Raw genomic sequence first — 19,287 nt, 5'->3', positions numbered from 1 at the left:
TTGTACTCCTTATATAATTTATAAAATAATATAGTAATAGTAGTAGGGCCTGTTAATTTGTGGATAACTATAGTTTAGTCAAGAAAAATAAGTCTATCAACATGTGGATAGACTGTGTAAAAAAAAGTAAAAGTTATGCACAGCTTAATGAGTCTACTGATTTAATTTTTCATTGATCTCTTTAATTTGAGATTGCAGCTGTGAGTCAGATTCGATTAGTTTTGAAATTTTTTCGTGCGCATGAATAACAGTTGTATGATCTCGTCCTCCAAACTCTTCTCCTATTTTAGGTAAAGAATGGTCTGTTAGTTCTCTTGATAGATACATAGCAATCTGTCTTGGAAAAGCTACAGATTTTGTACGCTTTTTTGCTTTAAAATCCTCTAGTTTAATGCTAAAAAATTCTCCAACTGTTCGTTGAATATCATGTATTGATACTGTTTTAGGCTTTGAAGCTGTAATTAAATTTTTCAAGGCTTCAGCGGCTACACTTGCGTTAATATCTTTATTGATTAAAGAAGAATACGCTACGACACGAATTAGTGCACCTTCTAATTCACGAATATTTGTATCAATTTGATTTGCAATATATAACATTACCTCATTTGGAATATCTAGACCTTCAGCTTTTGCTTTTTTGCGTAAAATCGCAATCCTTGTTTCTAAATCAGGAGGAGTTATATCCGTTATTAGGCCCCATTCAAAACGTGAGCGAAGTCGATCTTCTAGTGTAGGAATCTCTTTAGGTGGTCTATCGCTTGAAATAACAATTTGTTTACTTTCTTCATGAAGAGTATTAAAAGTATGGAAAAATTCTTCTTGAGTTTGTTCTTTCCCAGCTAGGAACTGAATATCATCTATAAGTAGCACGTCTACATTACGATATTTATTTCTAAATTCGATTGCTTTATTGTCACGAATTGAATTGATGAACTCATTCGTAAACTTTTCAGATGATAAGTAAACTACTTTTGCATTTGGATTATGTTCGAGTACATAATGACCAATTGCATGCATCAAGTGGGTTTTACCTAAACCTACGCCCCCGTAAATAAATAATGGGTTATAGGCCTTTGCTGGAGCCTCAGCAACCGCTAAAGATGCTGCATGAGCAAAACGATTCCCAGACCCAATTACAAACGTATCAAACGTATATTTAGGGTTTAACATACTTTGTCCGAATTCTACTGGTTCGTCATACTTAACCTTTGCCTTAACAGCTGGTATATTCATCTCAATCTCTTCGACGTGATTTTGAGGAAGAATAAATTTAATTTCTAGTTCCGCTCCGGTAATTTCTAATACTGTGTCCATTATTAAAGATGAATACTTTGATTCAAGCCAATCACGTGCAAATTCATTAGGAGCGATGATCGTTAATATATCGTTTTTTAATGAAAATGCCTTAGTAGATTTTAGCCATGTTTCAAAGCTTGGTTTACTTATTTTTTTCTCTATTTCGTTTAGAACTCTAGACCAAAGATCCCCTATATTCTCCAAACAATAATCCCTCCCTACAACGCGTGTTCAAGTTTTGTACAAGTACTTTATTTTAACGTAAATTTTTATTCAGTTAATTGAATATGCGTAATTTCATCCATCTGCAAAATTCCACTTTATTTGACAGTATTCACCTATGTGGATAACTTTAAAAGAGCATAAGTGTAAAACCTGTCCACAAGTTATCAACAGTTGTGGACAATTATTAATAATGAACAACTTGTCAAAAGTGGAAAACAAAATAATGATATCAAAAATCTTGAGCTATTTCAATGAGTAGTTCGTGTTATCCACATGCTAATCCACTTGTTTAAAAAAATTGTCCACAGAAAAATAACTTGTGTAAAAATTGTCGATAACTGTTGTGGGTAAAAAAACTGTAGAAAAATCTTATCCACAGAGCATTTCACAATTATATAAAAAGAGGTAGGAGAAACTTTTTAACGATTTTTTTATTCATTTAAAAAAGTGTAAAAAAAATCTTTCGACACCCTTAAATTTTTAAGATGATTTGATTGTTTATAAATTTATTGAAGGGAAAAGATAGGAATAAACTATTATTTATTAAAATTTTTTCCTCCAAAAAACTAACAGAATCAAGTATTCTTCATTAATTGGAAAATAAATATTCGTACGTTTTAACATCTTACATTGACATTATTAGTACTTATTCTTTATAATTTATAGGACTGTCTATTACAGGAATTCCTCAGGGAGGTGTCATATAATGAAAAGAACATTTCAACCAAACAAACGTAAACGCAGCAAAGTACATGGTTTCCGCAGCCGTATGAGCACTGCAAACGGACGTAAAGTTCTAGCGGCTCGTCGTCGTAAAGGAAGAAAAGTATTATCTGCGTAGGCCACTGTCAACAGTGGTCTTTTTCACTAATAAGAAGGCCTTTTTTGCTCTCATGTCACAATTTGTAAGTAAAAAAGGCCTCATTTTTTATAAAAAAATTGTTATGATTATTGAAGGAATCTTTTGAGGTGTCAGTGGAACATGAACAAGAAAAACAGAATAAAAAAGAATGCAGATTTTAGTCGCGTTTTTCGAGAGGGATCATCAACTGCAAACCGACAATTTGTAATCTACACATTAAAAAAAGAAGACCAAAAACAGTTTCGTATAGGATTATCTGTTAGTAAAAAGTTAGGTAATGCTGTAATGAGAAATCATATAAAGCGATACATTAGACAAGCGCTTAATGAACTAAGTAATGATCTTCAAATAAATTTAGATTACGTTGTAATTGCAAGAAAGCCCTGTACTGAGCTACCTTTTAATGAATTTAAGAAAAGTTTAATTCACGTTTTGAAAAGGGCTGAAGCACTTAAAAATCGTGATTCAAAAATTAAAATAGAAAAAAAACAAATTAAGTAATTACATATTTAAATGTAACTTCTTAAAGGAGGAGCTAGTTTGAAGACTAAGAAGTACCAAATGCTAGTTGCAGTTCTTTTCTTAGTAGTTTTGTTAGCTGGATGTTCGCAAACAAATCAACCAATTACACCTGAGAGTACAGGGATTTGGAACGAGTATTTCGTTTATCCATTATCATGGCTAATTACAGCCGTATCAAAACTATTTGGTGGAAGCTACGGTATGTCAATCATCGTGGTAACAATTTTAATTCGTTTAGCATTATTACCATTAATGATTAAACAAATTAAGAGCACAAAAGCGATGCAATCGATCCAACCTGAGATGGCGAAATTAAAAGAAAAATATTCATCTAAGGATCAAAAATCAGTTCAAAAATTAAATGAAGAAACAATGAAGCTGTATCAGCAACATGGAGTAAACCCACTTTCTGGTTGTTTACCAATTTTCATTCAAATGCCAATCTTAATTGCTTTCTACCATGCGATTATGAGAACGATGGAAATTAAAGCACATGATTTCTTATGGTTCCAATTGGGCCATCCAGATCCAATCTATGCTTTACCAATCATTGCTGGTATCACGACATTTATACAACAAAAAGTTTCTATGAGTACTGGTTCTATGACTGGACCTGCTGCACAACAAATGAAAATTATGCTTTATGTTATGCCAATCATGATTTTAGTATTTGCTGTTAGACTACCTTCAGCATTAGCATTATATTGGGTAGTTGGTAACACATTTATGATTCTTCAAACGTTATTTGTTAATAGAGGTAATACTACTCAACAAAAAAACAATGTAGGAGGGGCTAGTAAGTGAGAGAAGTAACTGCTACTGGTCAAACAATCGAACAAGCAGTTCAATTAGCACTTCAGCAACTTAGTTCAACAAAAGAAGAAGTAGAAATCGAAGTAATCGAAGACGGCAAAAAAGGATTTTTAGGATTTGGTGCTAAACCTGCTAAAGTATTCGTTGTAAAAAAGAAAACTTTAATTGAAAAAGCATATGATTATCTTTCAAATATTGTTCAAAGTCTTGATGAGACTGCAGATATAAGCTATGAATTACAAGAACAAAAAGAAGAATCCTTCGTATTTACAATTAAGGGTGAGAAAGTAGCTCTTATTATCGGAAAAAGAGGGAATACTTTAAACGCTCTTCAGTTCTTAGTGCAAACATTTGTAAATCGTCATTCAAAACAATTGATTCATGTTGTGGTAGATGCAGAAAATTATCGATTAAAGCGTAAAGAATCGCTCGAAATTCTTGCTAAAAAAACTGCTCAATCTGTTTTGAAGACAAGAAAAGCAATCTCTTTAGAGCCGATGCCATCTTTTGAAAGAAAAATTATTCATCACATTCTTACAGATATGCCAAATATCACTACAAAGTCAATTGGCCAAGATCCATATCGTCAATTAGTTATAGATTTCAAAAAACCAATTAGGGGCTAATCCTTAATTGGTTTTTTAATGTTCATCATTCAAGCATTTAAGTTTACTTGTACTTTCGTACGGTTATAATATAAAAACATTCAATTATAAAATTCTTTATGCTATGCTATAAGTTTAGAAGTAACATGTTAGCTTGAGTTAACATGCTCCGAGGTGATTTTTGATGGAATTTGATACAATTACAGCAATATCAACTCCAAAAGGCGAAGGTGCAATTGCAATCGTTCGACTAAGTGGTGATGAGGCTGTTCAAATAGCAAATAAATTATTTAAAGAAAAAGATTTAAATATAGTAGATTCACATACAATTCATTACGGTCATTTAGTTGACCCAAGCTCTGGGAACACTGTTGAGGAAGTAATGGTATCTGTTTTAAGAGCACCTAAAACTTTCACACGTGAAGATGTTGTCGAAATTAATTGTCATGGTGGTATTTTCTCTGTTAATAAAGTACTTGAATTAGTACTGTCTCAGGGAGCTAGACTGGCAGATCCAGGTGAATTTACAAAAAGAGCCTTTCTAAATGGAAGAATCGATTTATCACAGGCTGAAGCAGTAATGGACTTAATTCGTTCAAAAACTGATCGAGCAATGGCGATAGCAATGAATCAGGTAGAAGGTCGATTATCTAAATTAGTTAATCGACTACGACAAACTTTGCTGGAAATTCTCGCTCATATCGAAGTGAATATCGATTACCCTGAATATGATGATGTTGAAGAAATGACTAACACTGTTTTAATCGAAAAAGCAAAAGAGGTTCGAATTGAAATACAAAAGCTTCTTGAAACATCAAAACAAGGGAAAATTCTACGTGAAGGTCTTTCAACAGTAATTATAGGTAGACCGAATGTTGGGAAATCTTCTCTTCTAAATACACTTGTGCAAGAAAGTAAAGCAATTGTAACAGATATCCCAGGTACTACGAGAGATGTAATCGAGGAATACGTAAACGTAAAAGGAGTTCCTTTGCGATTAATTGATACTGCAGGTATTCGTGAAACGAAAGACGTCGTGGAAGCTATTGGTGTCGAAAGGTCAAGAAAAGTTCTAAATCTAGCTGATCTTGTTTTATTTGTATTAAATAATAATGAGCAATTAAGTGAGGAAGACCGCAAGTTATATGAGCAAATGAGCGATAAGGACGTAATCGTGATTGTTAATAAAACAGATTTGCCACAAAATCTTGATATGAACGAAGTAAGAGAGTTAGTAGGAAATGCTACAATTGTAACAACTTCACTAAAAGAAGAAAAAGGAATTGATGATTTAGAAAAAGCAATTGCTGATCTATACTTCGAAGGGCAAATTGAGGCACAAGATTTAACTTATTTATCTAATGCTAGACATATTGCTTTATTAAAACAAGCTGAACAAACAATTAATGACGCAATTGAAGCAATGAAAAATGGCATGCCAATAGATTTAGTACAAATTGACTTAACTAGAGCGTGGGAATTATTAGGAGAAATCGTGGGCGATACGGTTCAAGAAAGTTTAATCAACCAGTTATTTTCTCAGTTCTGTTTAGGAAAATAAAAGGTTAGGAGGAGAGAAAAATGAGTTTTGAAGCAGGCAATTATGATGTAATCGTTATTGGTGCTGGCCATGCTGGATGTGAATCTGGTTTAGCAGCGGCTCGAATGGGTGCAAAAACACTAATGTTAACGATTAATTTAGATATGGTAGCATTTATGCCTTGTAATCCTTCAGTAGGTGGACCTGCTAAGGGGATTGTAGTACGTGAGATTGATGCGCTGGGTGGCGAAATGGGTCGAAATATCGATAAGACCCATATCCAAATGAGAATGTTAAATACAGGTAAAGGTCCTGCAGTGCGTGCATTACGTGCTCAAGCGGACAAATTTGCTTACCAACATGAGTTAAAGAAAACAATCGAAAATACAGAAAACCTAACACTAAAACAAGGGTTAGTAGAAAAATTAATTGTAGAAGATGGTCAATGTACTGGAGTAATCACTCAAACAGGTGCGATTTATCGTTCTAAAACAGTTGTTATTACAACTGGTACATTCTTACGTGGTGAAATTATCGTTGGAGAATTAAAGTACTCTAGCGGTCCTAATAATCAACAACCAGCAATTAAGCTATCTGAGCACTTAGAGGAATTAGGAATTGAACTAGTTCGTTTTAAAACAGGTACTCCTCCACGTGTAAATAGTCATAGCATTGATTATTCAAAAACAGAAATACAACCAGGTGATGATGTACCGCGAGCATTTTCATTTGAAACAGAACCGGTTGAAACTGAACAAATTCCTTGTTGGTTAACATATACAAGTGAAACTACTCATCAAATTATTGACGATAACTTACACCGTTCACCTATGTACTCTGGTATGATAAAAGGAACTGGACCTCGTTATTGCCCTTCAATTGAAGACAAAGTTGTCCGATTTAATGATAAACCGAGACATCAAATCTTCTTAGAGCCAGAAGGAAGAAATACACAAGAAGTTTATGTTCAAGGACTATCTACTAGTTTACCTGAAGATGTTCAAGAAAAAATGCTTCAATCGATTGCGGGTCTTGAAAATGTTCAAATGATGAGAACTGGTTATGCTATCGAATATGATGCGATTGTACCAACTCAATTATGGCCTACACTGGAATTAAAAAACATTAAAAACCTTTATACTGCAGGTCAAATTAACGGTACTTCTGGTTATGAAGAAGCAGCAGGTCAAGGATTAATTGCCGGAATCAATGCTGCATGCCGTTCTTTAAATAAAGAAGAGCTTATTTTGGATCGTTCGGAAGCTTATATCGGAGTATTAATTGACGATTTAGTGACAAAGGGGACAAATGAACCATATCGTCTACTAACTTCTAGAGCGGAATATCGTCTACTATTACGTCATGATAATGCTGACTTACGCTTAACAAAAATAGGTCATAAACTTGGTTTAATTTCTGACGAAAGATTTGCAGACTTTGAACAAAAGAAAATGCTGATTGAAGAAGAAATTGCTCGATTAAAAGCAACTCAATTAAAACCGACAAAAGAATTACAAGATTTAATAGTTGAAAACGGTGGAAGCGAATTAAAAGATGGAATTCGTGCAGCAGATCTTTTACGACGTCCTGAAATGATTTATGAACATATTCATACAATTAGTCCATCTGAGAAAGATTTACATCCGGATGTAAAAGAACAAGTTGAAATACAAATTAAGTATGAAGGTTATATTGAAAAGTCATTAAATCAAGTAGAACGTATGAAGAAAATGGATTTGAAGAAAATTCCTGAAAATATCGATTATCAAGCTATTAATGGTATTGCAACTGAAGCAAGACAAAAGCTTGAGCAAGTACGTCCACTATCAGTTGGTCAGGCTTCTCGTATCTCTGGAGTAAATCCAGCAGATATTTCAATTCTACTTGTTTATTTAGAACAAGGAAAAATTGCAAGAATATCGAACTAATATAGATAGGGGAATTACGAGTGAATAAAGAACAGTTTATCGCTGCACTTAAAGAAAAAGGAATTCTATTATCGGATTTTCAATTAAAACAATTTGAAATATATTTCCACACTTTAGTGGAGTGGAATAATAAAATGAACTTAACAGCTATAACAGAAGAAACAGAAGTTTATTTAAAGCATTTTTATGATTCGATTAGTGCTGCTTTTTATTTTGACTTCTCAGGTGAAATGACAGTATGTGATATTGGTGCAGGAGCGGGCTTCCCTTCGATCCCAATTAAAATTTGTTTCCCATCTATCCGATTAACTATTGTAGACTCACTTCAAAAAAGAATTACGTTTTTAAATCATTTAGCGAAAGAGTTACAATTAGAAAATGTAACATTTGTTCATGATCGAGCAGAAACTTTTGCTAAAAAAGCTGGTATGAGAGAATCTTTTGATGTTGTAACAGCTAGAGCGGTTGCTAGAATGTCAGTCTTAACTGAATTATGCTTACCTCTTGTAAAACAAAACGGTTACTTTGTTGCACTTAAAGGTGCTGCCGGAGAAGATGAGTTAGAGAAAGCAAAATATGCTATTAAAACACTTGGTGGAGAAGTTAAATCAACTAATCACTTTACTCTTCCTGGAGAAGAAAGTGATCGAAATATTGTTATAGTAGAAAAGAAACGTAAAACGCCAACTAAGTATCCACGTAAACCGGGTACTCCTGGTAAAGAACCATTAGAAATTTAATATGATAAACTAACAAATGTTTCACGTGAAACATTTGTTAAGTTTATTCTATTGTGAACGAAATTCTAAAAGGGTGGGAATCACATTGAAAAGCACATTATCTAGGTTATTTGGCTTATCAGAAAAAGAAATTAATGATGATGTTCAAGGCTCGGTTTCAAATAATGAAGTTATACGCCAAATTCCAGTATCAGAAATTGTACCAAATCAGTATCAGCCTAGAACATTTTTTGATGATGAGAAAATTAAAGAACTAGCGCTAACGATTCGAACTCATGGTATTATTCAGCCAATAGTAGTAAGAGAAATCAGACCGAACTTTTATGAGATAATTGCCGGGGAAAGACGATTCAGAGCTGTTTCATCTTTAGGGTGGGACACAATCCCTGCAATTGTGAAAACGTTTAACGATACAGAGACTGCTTCAGTAGCTCTAATCGAGAATTTACAACGCGAAGAATTATCTCCTTTTGAAGAGGCGGTAGCTTATCAAAAATTAATAGACCTACATAATTTAACTCAAGAGGCATTGGCTCAACGATTAGGAAAAGGACAGTCGACAGTTGCTAACAAATTAAGACTTTTAAAACTTCCTGCTGAGATTCAACAAGCCTTATTAGACAAGACAATTACAGAACGCCATGCTCGAGCACTTATACCATTAAAGTTACCACAATTACAAATAACGCTACTTCAAGAAATCGTTGATAAACAATTAAATGTAAAACAAACTGAAGATCGAGTAGTAGCATTATTGACGGAAAAAAAACCAAAACCAAAACCAAAATTTAAAGCAATTAGTAAAGATATTAGAATAGCTATGAATACAATTCGTGAATCTTTACAGATGGTTACGAAAACTGGTATGAATATTGATAGTCAGGAAGAAGAACACGATGACTATTACCAAATAACGATTAAAATTCCAAAAAAATAAGTGTAAAATTCACCTCTTTTGTAGTGGTGAATTTTTTTTGTTCATTTATAAATCTAGACACATTGACGAATCTATTCATGGTAGAATAGAAATTAAGAATTGTTTGTTGTGGAAGGAGTAGATTACATAGTGGTTAAAGTAATCTCTATAGCTAATCAAAAAGGTGGTGTTGGTAAGACTACAACATCAGTTAATTTAAGTGCTTGTTTAGCTCATTTAGGAAAAAAAGTATTATTAGTCGATATAGATCCTCAAGGCAATGCAACAAGTGGTATTGGTATTGAAAAAGCTGATGTAAATCAGTGTGTATATAATGTATTAGTTGATGATGTTGAGGCGAAAAATGTCATTTTAAACACTGCTATTCCAAATTTCGATATTATTCCGGCAACAATTCAACTTGCTGGAGCTGAGATTGAGTTAGTACCAACTATTTCAAGAGAAGTACGTTTAAAGCGAGCTTTAGATACTGTAAAAGGAAACTATGATTATATTTTAATAGATTGTCCTCCATCTCTTGGATTATTGACTCTAAACTCATTGACTGCATCTGATTCAATTATTATTCCTGTTCAATGTGAGTACTACGCACTTGAAGGATTGAGTCAGTTATTAAGTACAGTTCGATTAGTTCAAAAACATTTAAATAAAAACTTAGCAATTGAAGGCGTTTTGTTAACGATGCTAGATGCTCGTACAAATTTAGGGCTTCAAGTGATTGAAGAAGTAAAAAAATATTTTCAAGATAGAGTCTATAAATCAATTATTCCAAGAAATGTACGCTTAAGCGAAGCACCAAGTCATGGAAAACCGATCATTACTTATGATCCAAAGTCTAGAGGTGCAGAAGTATATCTCGAACTAGCAAAGGAAGTGATTGATAATGGCTAAAGGTTTAGGAAAAGGTATAGGAGCATTCTTTCAAGATATCAATCAACAAGAAGAATTAGTCCAAGAAATTGCGCTTAAAGAACTTAGACCTAATCCGTACCAACCTCGAAAAGTATTCGATGAGACAGCAATGTTGGAATTGACACAATCTGTAGTTGAACATGGGATTCTTCAACCAATTATTGCAAGAAAAAGTATAAAAGGTTTCCAAATTGTAGCTGGTGAAAGACGTTTCCGTGCTGCAAAGAACGCAGGACTAAATACAGTTCCTGTAATTGTTCGAGAGCTTTCTGAAGAGCAAATGATGGAGTTAGCTGTTTTAGAAAATTTACAACGAGATGATCTAAATCCTCTTGAAGAAGCGGAAGCATATCAAACATTAATTGAACAACTGCATTTAACACAAGAACAATTGGCGAAAAAACTTGGGAAAAGTCGCCCACATATCGCTAACTATTTAAGGATTTTAACATTACCTAATTCTGTTCAAAAAATGGTTGAGGAAGGTACTCTTTCTATGGGGCATGGAAGAGCGCTTTTAGGACTTAAACGAAAGGGTTTAATCGAAAGTACTGCCTTAAAAGTAATTGAAAAGAACCTTAGCGTTAGAGAAGTAGAGCACTTAGTTAATGAGTTAAATGATAATGTTTCACGTGAAACACCAAAGAAAAATGCTAACAAGAATATTTTCTTTAGTGAGTATGAAGAAGTGTTACAAGAAAAGTTTGGTACGTCAGTTAAAATTAAATCATCAAAAGATAAAGGGAAAATCGAGATCCAATTTTTTAATAAAGAAGATTTAGAAAGAATCCTTTCAATCATAAAATGAGTTATTTAGGGAATATTGATTGTTTTGGTCTCCAATTCAATTAATACTCCCTTTTGTTTTTGTAGGATTTTCAGATTGATAGTTAGTAAACTAGTTTTATAGTGAGTAACACTACGTAATAAGTCTTTTTTCAGTTTCCTTTATTGAGTTTGCAATGAATTTGGCCATTTTCATTACTAGGCTTAATCTTGTATTTTGTAGTACATAAAACTCCATAAAACCACTAACGTTAACTACACCTGTTAAATTAATTTCACCTACTAAGGGTAAATCTTTTTTCATCGCTGCGCCTGGTTTTAGTGGTCCATTTGATAGACGAACGCTACCAATACTTTTTACTCTGCCTAAACAAGCATCAATAGCAATGATAAAGGGATTGTTATACTTGTTTTTAATTACTTCAAGCTGTTCCGAAAGATTTAACGCATGAATTGGCTCGTCGAGAGTACCATAATAATGAAATCTACTTAAGTTCAATTCTCCTAACATAGATCCAACAAGGGGACCGAGTGAATCTCCAGTTGAACGGTCAGTACCAATGCAGACAAAAACAATTTCGTTTGTATAAAGACTAGGAAGCGACTTACTTAATCGATCTGCAAATCGATTTATTGCATTTTCATCATCTAAAAATACAGAATAATCGTCCTTAAATAAGCTACGTAAAGGATTTGCTGAAAATTGCATAATATCGCCTACTTTTCTTTTAAGAGAGTAATAACAGTTTATGCAATTTTTAGAAAATTTATACTCTAATCAATCTATCTTTATTGCTAAATTAAACTATTATTACAATTGTTTATATTTATGGTTTTAAGTAGGTAATTCGGTTAGTATTACCATTAAAGTAATTGAAAAAAAGAGATAGGGGGATTCTAATACCAAATGGGTAAGTTAAATGCAGTAGATCAAATAGATGCAGCTGAAAAAACGATAAAAGATAATATGATAACTCAAAGTCAATGGGATGCTTTTTTAAGTGCCTCAATAAAAATCGCGCTAATTATTATTGTTTCAGTATTAGCCGTAAAAATTGGAAGAAAATTAATTCGTAAGCTTCTAAAGGTTAACGCTAGAGGACCATTACAAGTATCAGAAAGAAGGTCAGTTACACTTATAAAGCTGATGGAAAATGTATTAGCCTACGTTATATTTTTTATCGCAGCTTTAACCATTCTACCAATATTCGGAGTGGAGATAAAAGGTCTTTTAGTTGGAGCTGGAATTGGTGGTGTAGCAATCGGTTTTGGAGCACAAAGTTTGGTAAAAGATATCATTTCAGGATTTTTTATTTTGTTTGAAGACCAGTTTTCGGTTGGGGATTATATTAGAGTACAAAATTTTGAAGGCACAGTATTATCAATTGGTTTAAAAACAACTAAAATCAGAAGTGGAACAGGTGAACTTCATATTATACAAAATGGTATGATTACTGAAGTTACTAACTTTTCTTTGCATAATGCAGTAGCGATGGTTGATATTAGTATTTCATATGAAGGAGATATCGAACATGCTCAAAGTGTAATCGAAAGACATTTAGTGACGATGCCTGAAAGATATGAGGACATGGTAAAGCCTCCAGAGTATCTTGGAATTCAAAATTTGGGTCCTTCTGAAGTAACGTTACGAATAGCTTCAGAGGTTAAACCGATGACGCAATTTAAAATTTCTAGAGCAATTCGAAAAGAGATAAAAGAAGTACTAGAAAGAAATAACATAGAAATTCCATATCCAAAAATGGTATTATATAAACAACGAGAAGCTAAAAATGAAAATGCGAATGTATAGTTTGTATGCTACTATTTTAAGGAAGTGAGTTTTTCGCGTGGAAGAAAAAGTTTTTAATTTAAATGATGTAGTAGAAATGAAAAAACCTCATCCATGTGGTGTGAACAGATGGAAAATTATTCGAATGGGTATGGACATTCGTTTAAAATGTGAAGGGTGTGAACATAGCGTATTAATACCACGCAGAGAGTTCGCACGAAAATTAAAAAAGGTTTTAGTTCGAGCTGAAGAGTAGAACGATTTTAAAATCAAAGGGTATCTAGTAGAGCAACATTTAGGATTGCCTCTACTAGATACCTTTCGTATGTTCAGAAATAATAATCAGATTTTCTTGTTATTTTTTTTCGAAATCAATATAATTGTGAAAGATTAACTAAGTTCGTATAGGAGTGGAAATTATGGCATTAACAGCAGGTATCGTAGGATTACCAAACGTAGGAAAATCGACTTTATTTAATGCAATTACACAAGCGGGAGCTGAATCAGCAAACTATCCGTTTTGTACAATTGATCCAAACGTAGGTGTGGTAGAAGTACCAGATTATCGTTTAGAAAAGTTAACTGAATTAGTTCAACCTAAGAAAACTGTTCCAACAACTTTTGAATTTACTGATATCGCAGGGATCGTTAAAGGTGCAAGTAAAGGTGAAGGTTTAGGAAATAAGTTTTTATCACATATTCGCCAAGTAGATGCAATTTGCCAAGTAGTACGTTGTTTCGCAGATGATAATATTACGCACGTTTCTGGTAAAGTTGATCCGATTGCTGATATTGAAACAATTAACCTAGAGTTAATTCTTGCTGACTTAGAATCAGTTGAAAAACGTATTGATCGAGTAGCGAAATTAGCTAAACAAAAAGATAAAGATGCTTCGTATGAGCATGAAATTTTAGTAAAACTAAGAGATGCGTTTGAAAGTGACATGCCTGCTCGCTCAGTAGAATTTACTGAAGAACAAATGAAGGTAGTAAAAGGATTACACCTATTAACAACTAAACCAATGCTTTATATTACAAACGTTGGTGAAGATGATATCGTTGATCCATCTTCAAATGAGTATGTTCAAAAAGTAAGAGAGTTTGCAGCTGCAGAAGGATCAGAAGTAATCGTTATTAGTGCAAAAATTGAAGAAGAAATTGCTGAGTTAGATGATGAGGAAAAACGCACATTCCTTCAAGAATTAGGGATTGAAGAATCTGGTTTAGATCAATTAATCCGTGCAGCGTACTCTTTATTAGGACTAGCAACTTGCTTTACTGCAGGTGTACAAGAAGTAAGAGCTTGGACATTTAAAAAGGGTATGAAAGCTCCACAATGTGCAGGTGTTATCCATACTGATTTTGAGCGTGGTTTTATCCGTGCAGAGACAGTATCTTTTGAAGATTTAGCGAACTATGGTAACATGACTGCTGCCAAAGAAGCTGGTAAAGTACGCCTTGAAGGTAAAGAATATATCGTACAAGATGGAGATGTAATGCATTTCCGATTTAATGTTTAATAAATTAGCTCTAAATTTATTGATTTGCTATCTAAAAAAAACTATGCTATAATTTTAACTCGTGAGTGATTAAATAAATTGCTCCTTGCCCTTTATTGGGCCGTTAGACCAAAAGGAGGTGACATTGTGATGAATAAATACGAAATCATGTACATCGTTCGACCAAACATGGAAGACGAAGCTCAAAAAGCATTAGTTGAGCGTTTCAACAACGTTTTAACTGAACAAGGTGCTGAAATCACAAACGTTAAAGAGTGGGGTAAACGTCGTTTAGCTTATGAAATTAACGATTTCCGTGATGGACACTACATGCTTGTAAATGTTTCTGCTAAACCAGAAGCTGTACAAGAATTCGATCGTTTAGCGAAGATCAGCGAAGATATCATTCGCCATATCGTTATCCGTGAAGAAGACAAATAATAATTTTTGAAATGCCTTAGGGAGGTAAGAATCAGATGATCAATCGTGTTGTGCTTGTAGGTCGTCTAACAAAGGACCCAGACTTACGTTATACACCAAGTGGGGTTGCTGTAGCAACGTTTACTCTAGCAGTGAATCGTACCTACTCAAATCAGCAAGGTGAAAGAGAAGCAGATTTTATTAACTGTGTTATCTGGAGAAAGCCTGCTGAAAACGTAGCGAATTTCCTGAAAAAAGGAAGCTTAGCTGGAGTTGAGGGACGTATTCAAACTAGAAGTTTTGATGGTCAAGATGGCAAGAGAGTATATGTAACTGAAGTTGTAGCTGACTCTGTTCAATTCTTAGAACCACGAAACGCGTCAGGTAACCAAGGAGGTTCATTTGGTATGAACCAACAAAACCAAGGTGGATTTAACGCTGGAAATCCTTTCGAAGCACCATCTCAAAAGCCTAGCTTTAATGATGACCCATTTGGTGGGACAAGCAAAACAATCGATATCACTGATGACGATCTTCCTTTCTAAATAATATAACTGTAATGTTGAACGGTAAACATTACTAAAAACTAATTTCTAAGTAGAGGAGGGAAATAACAATGGCAATGGGTGGACGTAAAGGTGGACGTGCTAAGCGTCGTAAAGTTTGTTACTTTACTTCAAATGGCATCACTACTATCGACTTTAAAGATACTGAGTTATTAAAACGTTTCGTTTCTGAGCGTGGTAAAATTTTACCTCGTCGTGTAACTGGAACTTCAGCAAAATACCAACGTAAATTAACGATCGCGATCAAACGCGCTCGTCAAATGGCATTATTACCATACGTGGCTGAATAAGCTGAATAATGAAAAGTACAGCATTCTCGTGCTGTACTTTTTTTGTATTTATGAAAAAATACGTTTTATGGTAAAATAGTAAATAGTATGCTTATCGAGAATAAGTTAGGGAAATTGAAAGGAGATTTGTTTTGAAATCTACTCGCTTTATAACTGAAGGAGCAGTACTTTTAGCAATATACTCAGTACTGTTATTAATGATTACATATGTACCATTTCTCTCACTTATTTTAACCTTTCTTATGCCACTGCCATTTATCGTTTTTAGTTTAAAATATTCAATTAAAGAGTCACTACTGCTTTGTTGTGTAGCAATTGGTATAACAATGGTTATTACATCTGCTACCGTAATTCCAAGTACTTTAATGTTCTCTACAATTGGCATCGCATTGGGATATCTAATAAAAAATGAGAGAAGTAAAGGTGAAATATTAATTACTAGTACTTTCTTATATTTAATACATATAGTACTAATATACTTATTGGCCAAGACTCTTTTTAATATGGATATTGTAAAAGATATGATGAACTCTATGACAGATGCTATTGAAAAAAGCAAGGAAATGTACTCAAGTCTTGGTGTCAAACCTAATCAGAATGGACTTGATGATCTATTAGCTGTAATTAAACTAATCCCTACATTATTCCCGACATTATTATTAATGTTTAGTTTTACACTTGCCTTTTTAACTCAGTTAGTAACTTTTCCATTAATAAAAAGATTTGGTTATAAAACACCAAAATTTAAACCATTTAGAGAATTTAGACTCCCAGCAGGATTCATGTGGTTCTTTTTAATCGTAATGATTATTTCATTTTTCAAATTAAAACAAGGAAGTTTCTTCAATGTAGCAGTTATTAACGTAACGTATGTACTTCAAGTTTTAGTTATTGTTCAAGGATATGCATCGATTTTTTATTTTAGTTATTTAAAGCAATTTTCTAAAGCGGTACCAATTATCATAATGATTGCAAGTCTTATTATTCAACCATTAATTTATATTGTTTTACTAATCGGGATCGTTTCAATTGGAATATTTAATAGAAGAATAAATTAAATTACACCAGTGTTAGCTGAAAAGGTGGAGTAAACTTTAAATGGAAGTAAGATTTTATTTGATTTAGGGGCTGAACTTATGCAAGATTTTCATAAGAAACAAATGTTTCTTATTCCCGTCTATCTATTAACTGCTCTTTCAATATTTCTTATCGGTACCGTCGTTTATATACAACCGAAATTAGGGATAATCTTTATTGTTATCTTCTTATTGGTTATTTTTCTAGTAGTTAAGATAGAAATAAAGTATCGCTACATTTTAGATATGTATATTGAATCGGTTATGTCGAGAGTGAAAAATTTGAGTAATGAAGCAATTACGGATATGCCTATTGGAGTTTTACTGTATGATAGAGAATATCATATTGAATGGGGTAATCAATATATTATTAATATTTTAGACGATCACTCATTGATTGGAAAACACATCTATGATTTATCAGAAGGATTAATGGCTTTAATTTCGAAAAAAGAAAAAAAAGAAGATGTAATTAGTATAAATAAAAGAACTTATCGTGTAGTGATTAAAAGAGAAGAACGATTTATTTATTTGTTTGATGTCACTGAACAAGCCCAAATGGAAAAGCTATATGAAGATCAGAGAACTGTAATTGGTATCATTTTACTTGATAATTATGATGAATTGACGCAAGGTTTAGATGATCAGGAGCGTTCTAGTATAAATGGGGCAGTTACAACAATGTTAAATAGTTGGGCAAATACACATGGTATTTTCTTAAAGCGTGTTTCATCAGATCGATATAGTGCAGTTTTAAATGAAGGAATTCTAGGTAATTTAGAAAACAATAAATTTTCTATTTTAGACCAAGTAAGAGAAGAAACAACAAAACGAAATTTACCTATTACGCTAAGTTTAGGTGTCGGTGTTGGAAGTGAAAGTTTACCGGAACTTGGACAACTAGCTCAATCTGGTCTTGATTTAGCTCTTGGACGTGGAGGAGATCAAGTAACAGTTAAAAACATTAATGGTAAAGTAAAGTTCTTTGGTGGGAAAACCAACCCAGTTGAAAAGCGAACAAGGGTTAGAGCGAGAGTAATCTCCCATGCTTTAAGGGACTTAATGAAGAGTAGCTCTAATGTTATGATAATGGGTCACAAGTTACCTGATATGGATGCGCTTGGATCAGCAGTAGGTATCTTAAAAATGGTCATGCACAATGAAGTGAATGGTTATGTTGTAATTAATAAAGATGAAGTAGATCGAAGTGTTAATCGTTTAATGAGAGAGATGTCAAAAAACGAACAGTTTATGTCTTGCTTCATTTCGCCTGAAAAGGCAAAAGAGCTTGTATCAGAGGATACGCTAATTATTGTGGTCGATACTCATAGGCCAACAATGGTAGAAGAAGAATCACTTTTAGATGAAACAGATAAAATTGTAGTTATTGATCATCACCGAAGAGGTGAGGATTTTATCAAAGATGCAATTCTTGTTTACATGGAGCCGTATGCATCGTCTACAGCGGAACTAGTAACTGAGTTATTAGAGTATCAGCCTAAGAAAATTAAATTAAATATGTTAGAAGCTACTGCTTTACTTGCAGGTATTATTGTTGATACAAAGAGCTTCACTTTCCGAACAGGTGCTAGAACATTTGATGCTGCTTCCTATTTAAGATCAAATGGTGCTGATACGATTCTTGTTCAAAATTTATTAAAACAAGATATGAATGAGTATATTCGTAAAGCTGAGCTAATAGAGGAAGCCTATATGTATAAAAATGGCTTTGCGATTAGTTATGGAAAAGAAAACGTTAATTATGAACAAGTTTTAATTGCAAAGGCTGCAGACACATTATTAACAATGACGGATGTAATTGCATCGTTTGTAATCGCGAAAAGATCTGATGATCTTGTTAGTATTAGCAGTCGTTCATTAGGTAATATAAACGTTCAGTTAATAATGGAAGAGCTTGGTGGCGGTGGGCATTTAACAAATGCTGCTGCACAAATAGAATCTTCATCAATTAAAGAAGTAGAACAAAGCTTATTAAGAATAATTGATCAATACATTGAAGGGAGAACAAACAAATGAAAGTAATCTTCTTAAAAGACGTAAAAGGAAAAGGTAAAAAAGGAGAAACTAAAAACATTGCAGACGGATATGCTAGCTTTTTAATAAAAAATGGCGATGCAATTGAGGCGACTGCTGGAAACGTGAAAACACTTGAAGCGAAAAAAAATAAAGAATTAAAAGATGCTGCAATTGAACTAGAAAATTGTAAAAAACTGAAAGAGACGATTGAAGCTTTAACGGTCGAATTAAAAGCTAAATCTGGTGAAGGTGGTCGCCTTTTTGGTTCAATTACAAGCAAGCAAATTGCAGACGAACTTCAGAAAGTACACGGAATTAAATTAGATAAACGTAAATTTGAAATGAACGATGCAATTAGAGGTCTTGGAGTAACGAATATAAAAGTAAAATTACATCCAGAAGTAAGTGCAACGTTAAAAGTACATGTAAAAGAACAATAAGAAA

General features: G+C 33.4%; 21 protein-coding genes. 19 read left to right on the top strand and 2 right to left on the bottom strand.

The features are described from left to right. Window positions 1-153: 153 nt before the first annotated feature. Window positions 154-1,500: a chromosomal replication initiator protein DnaA gene (dnaA, locus tag B7R67_RS16435; RefSeq protein ID WP_088072068.1), complete on the bottom strand. Its 1,347-nt coding sequence runs from the start codon at window positions 1,498-1,500 to the stop codon at window positions 154-156. A 727-nt stretch (window positions 1,501-2,227) separates the two neighbouring features. Here dnaA and rpmH point away from each other — a divergent pair. The 10 genes from rpmH (at window position 2,228) to B7R67_RS16385 (ending at window position 11,188) form a co-directional block, all read left to right on the top strand. After that, entirely contained in the window at window positions 2,228-2,362 is a 135-nt protein-coding gene (rpmH, locus tag B7R67_RS16430; protein ID WP_056467137.1) for a 50S ribosomal protein L34, read from the top strand. Between the two features lie 141 nt (window positions 2,363-2,503). Beyond that, the gene (gene rnpA, locus B7R67_RS16425; RefSeq protein WP_088072067.1) at window positions 2,504-2,884 is read left to right on the top strand and encodes a ribonuclease P protein component; all 381 of its coding nucleotides are present in this window, start codon (window positions 2,504-2,506) and stop codon (window positions 2,882-2,884) included. A 60-nt stretch (window positions 2,885-2,944) separates the two neighbouring features. Continuing rightward, window positions 2,945-3,709: a YidC family membrane integrase SpoIIIJ gene (spoIIIJ, locus tag B7R67_RS16420; RefSeq protein ID WP_088072079.1), complete on the top strand. Its 765-nt coding sequence runs from the start codon at window positions 2,945-2,947 to the stop codon at window positions 3,707-3,709. Further along, the gene (jag, locus tag B7R67_RS16415) at window positions 3,706-4,344 is read left to right on the top strand and encodes an RNA-binding cell elongation regulator Jag/EloR (RefSeq protein ID WP_088072066.1); all 639 of its coding nucleotides are present in this window, start codon (window positions 3,706-3,708) and stop codon (window positions 4,342-4,344) included. The genes spoIIIJ and jag overlap by 4 nt, the downstream gene beginning before the upstream one ends. A 163-nt stretch (window positions 4,345-4,507) precedes the next feature. Further along, window positions 4,508-5,884 carry a tRNA uridine-5-carboxymethylaminomethyl(34) synthesis GTPase MnmE gene (gene mnmE / locus B7R67_RS16410; RefSeq protein WP_088072065.1) on the top strand — a complete coding sequence of 459 codons (1,377 nt, stop codon included), beginning with the start codon at window positions 4,508-4,510 and terminating at the stop codon, window positions 5,882-5,884. A gap of 20 nt (window positions 5,885-5,904) precedes the next feature. After that, entirely contained in the window at window positions 5,905-7,791 is a 1,887-nt protein-coding gene (gene mnmG, locus B7R67_RS16405) for a tRNA uridine-5-carboxymethylaminomethyl(34) synthesis enzyme MnmG (protein WP_088072064.1), read from the top strand. Window positions 7,792-7,811: 20 nt separating this feature from the next. After that, window positions 7,812-8,531, top strand: coding sequence for a 16S rRNA (guanine(527)-N(7))-methyltransferase RsmG (rsmG, locus tag B7R67_RS16400; RefSeq protein WP_088072063.1), 720 nt, complete (start codon window positions 7,812-7,814; stop codon window positions 8,529-8,531). An 85-nt stretch (window positions 8,532-8,616) separates the two neighbouring features. Then, window positions 8,617-9,468, top strand: coding sequence for a nucleoid occlusion protein (noc, locus tag B7R67_RS16395; protein WP_088072062.1), 852 nt, complete (start codon window positions 8,617-8,619; stop codon window positions 9,466-9,468). 129 nt (window positions 9,469-9,597) lie between these two features. Then, window positions 9,598-10,359 (top strand): ParA family protein, encoded by a 762-nt coding sequence (locus B7R67_RS16390; RefSeq protein WP_088072061.1) that lies wholly within the window; start codon window positions 9,598-9,600, stop codon window positions 10,357-10,359. Continuing rightward, window positions 10,352-11,188, top strand: a complete 837-nt coding sequence (locus B7R67_RS16385; protein ID WP_088072060.1) for a ParB/RepB/Spo0J family partition protein — start codon at window positions 10,352-10,354, stop codon at window positions 11,186-11,188. The genes B7R67_RS16390 and B7R67_RS16385 overlap by 8 nt, the downstream gene beginning before the upstream one ends. Before the next feature lie 111 nt (window positions 11,189-11,299). On the opposite strand, the gene yyaC is transcribed toward B7R67_RS16385, so the two are convergent. Next, the gene (gene yyaC, locus B7R67_RS16380; protein ID WP_088072059.1) at window positions 11,300-11,875 is read right to left on the bottom strand and encodes a spore protease YyaC; all 576 of its coding nucleotides are present in this window, start codon (window positions 11,873-11,875) and stop codon (window positions 11,300-11,302) included. A gap of 198 nt (window positions 11,876-12,073) precedes the next feature. Between yyaC and B7R67_RS16375 the strand changes: the two genes are divergently transcribed. From B7R67_RS16375 to rplI, 9 genes are all read left to right on the top strand, one after another. Then, entirely contained in the window at window positions 12,074-12,976 is a 903-nt protein-coding gene (locus B7R67_RS16375) for a mechanosensitive ion channel family protein (RefSeq protein ID WP_088072058.1), read from the top strand. Window positions 12,977-13,013: 37 nt separating this feature from the next. After that, window positions 13,014-13,211, top strand: coding sequence for a DUF951 domain-containing protein (locus B7R67_RS16370; protein WP_088072057.1), 198 nt, complete (start codon window positions 13,014-13,016; stop codon window positions 13,209-13,211). Between the two features lie 163 nt (window positions 13,212-13,374). Then, window positions 13,375-14,475: a redox-regulated ATPase YchF gene (gene ychF, locus B7R67_RS16365; RefSeq protein ID WP_088072056.1), complete on the top strand. Its 1,101-nt coding sequence runs from the start codon at window positions 13,375-13,377 to the stop codon at window positions 14,473-14,475. A 129-nt stretch (window positions 14,476-14,604) separates the two neighbouring features. Then, the gene (rpsF, locus tag B7R67_RS16360) at window positions 14,605-14,895 is read left to right on the top strand and encodes a 30S ribosomal protein S6 (protein ID WP_088072055.1); all 291 of its coding nucleotides are present in this window, start codon (window positions 14,605-14,607) and stop codon (window positions 14,893-14,895) included. A gap of 35 nt (window positions 14,896-14,930) precedes the next feature. Continuing rightward, window positions 14,931-15,419, top strand: coding sequence for a single-stranded DNA-binding protein (gene ssb / locus B7R67_RS16355; RefSeq protein ID WP_088072054.1), 489 nt, complete (start codon window positions 14,931-14,933; stop codon window positions 15,417-15,419). A gap of 77 nt (window positions 15,420-15,496) precedes the next feature. After that, a complete protein-coding gene (rpsR, locus tag B7R67_RS16350) occupies window positions 15,497-15,730 on the top strand; it encodes a 30S ribosomal protein S18 (protein WP_025568960.1) in 234 nt (77 codons plus the stop codon). Window positions 15,731-15,861: 131 nt separating this feature from the next. After that, window positions 15,862-16,788, top strand: coding sequence for a YybS family protein (locus B7R67_RS16345; RefSeq protein WP_088072053.1), 927 nt, complete (start codon window positions 15,862-15,864; stop codon window positions 16,786-16,788). Between the two features lie 78 nt (window positions 16,789-16,866). Next, window positions 16,867-18,843, top strand: coding sequence for a DHH family phosphoesterase (locus tag B7R67_RS16340; protein ID WP_088072052.1), 1,977 nt, complete (start codon window positions 16,867-16,869; stop codon window positions 18,841-18,843). Next, window positions 18,840-19,283, top strand: coding sequence for a 50S ribosomal protein L9 (gene rplI, locus B7R67_RS16335; RefSeq protein ID WP_088072051.1), 444 nt, complete (start codon window positions 18,840-18,842; stop codon window positions 19,281-19,283). Before B7R67_RS16340 ends, rplI begins: the two co-directional genes overlap by 4 nt. Window positions 19,284-19,287: the final 4 nt, after the last annotated feature.

This window comes from Gottfriedia luciferensis, from assembly GCF_002156865.1.
In the GTDB taxonomy this organism is placed as follows: Bacteria; Bacillota; Bacilli; order Bacillales; family Bacillaceae_G; genus Gottfriedia; species Gottfriedia luciferensis.
The sequence above is the reverse complement of the archived record's forward strand: the minus strand, read 5'-3'. Positions and strand labels throughout refer to the sequence as shown.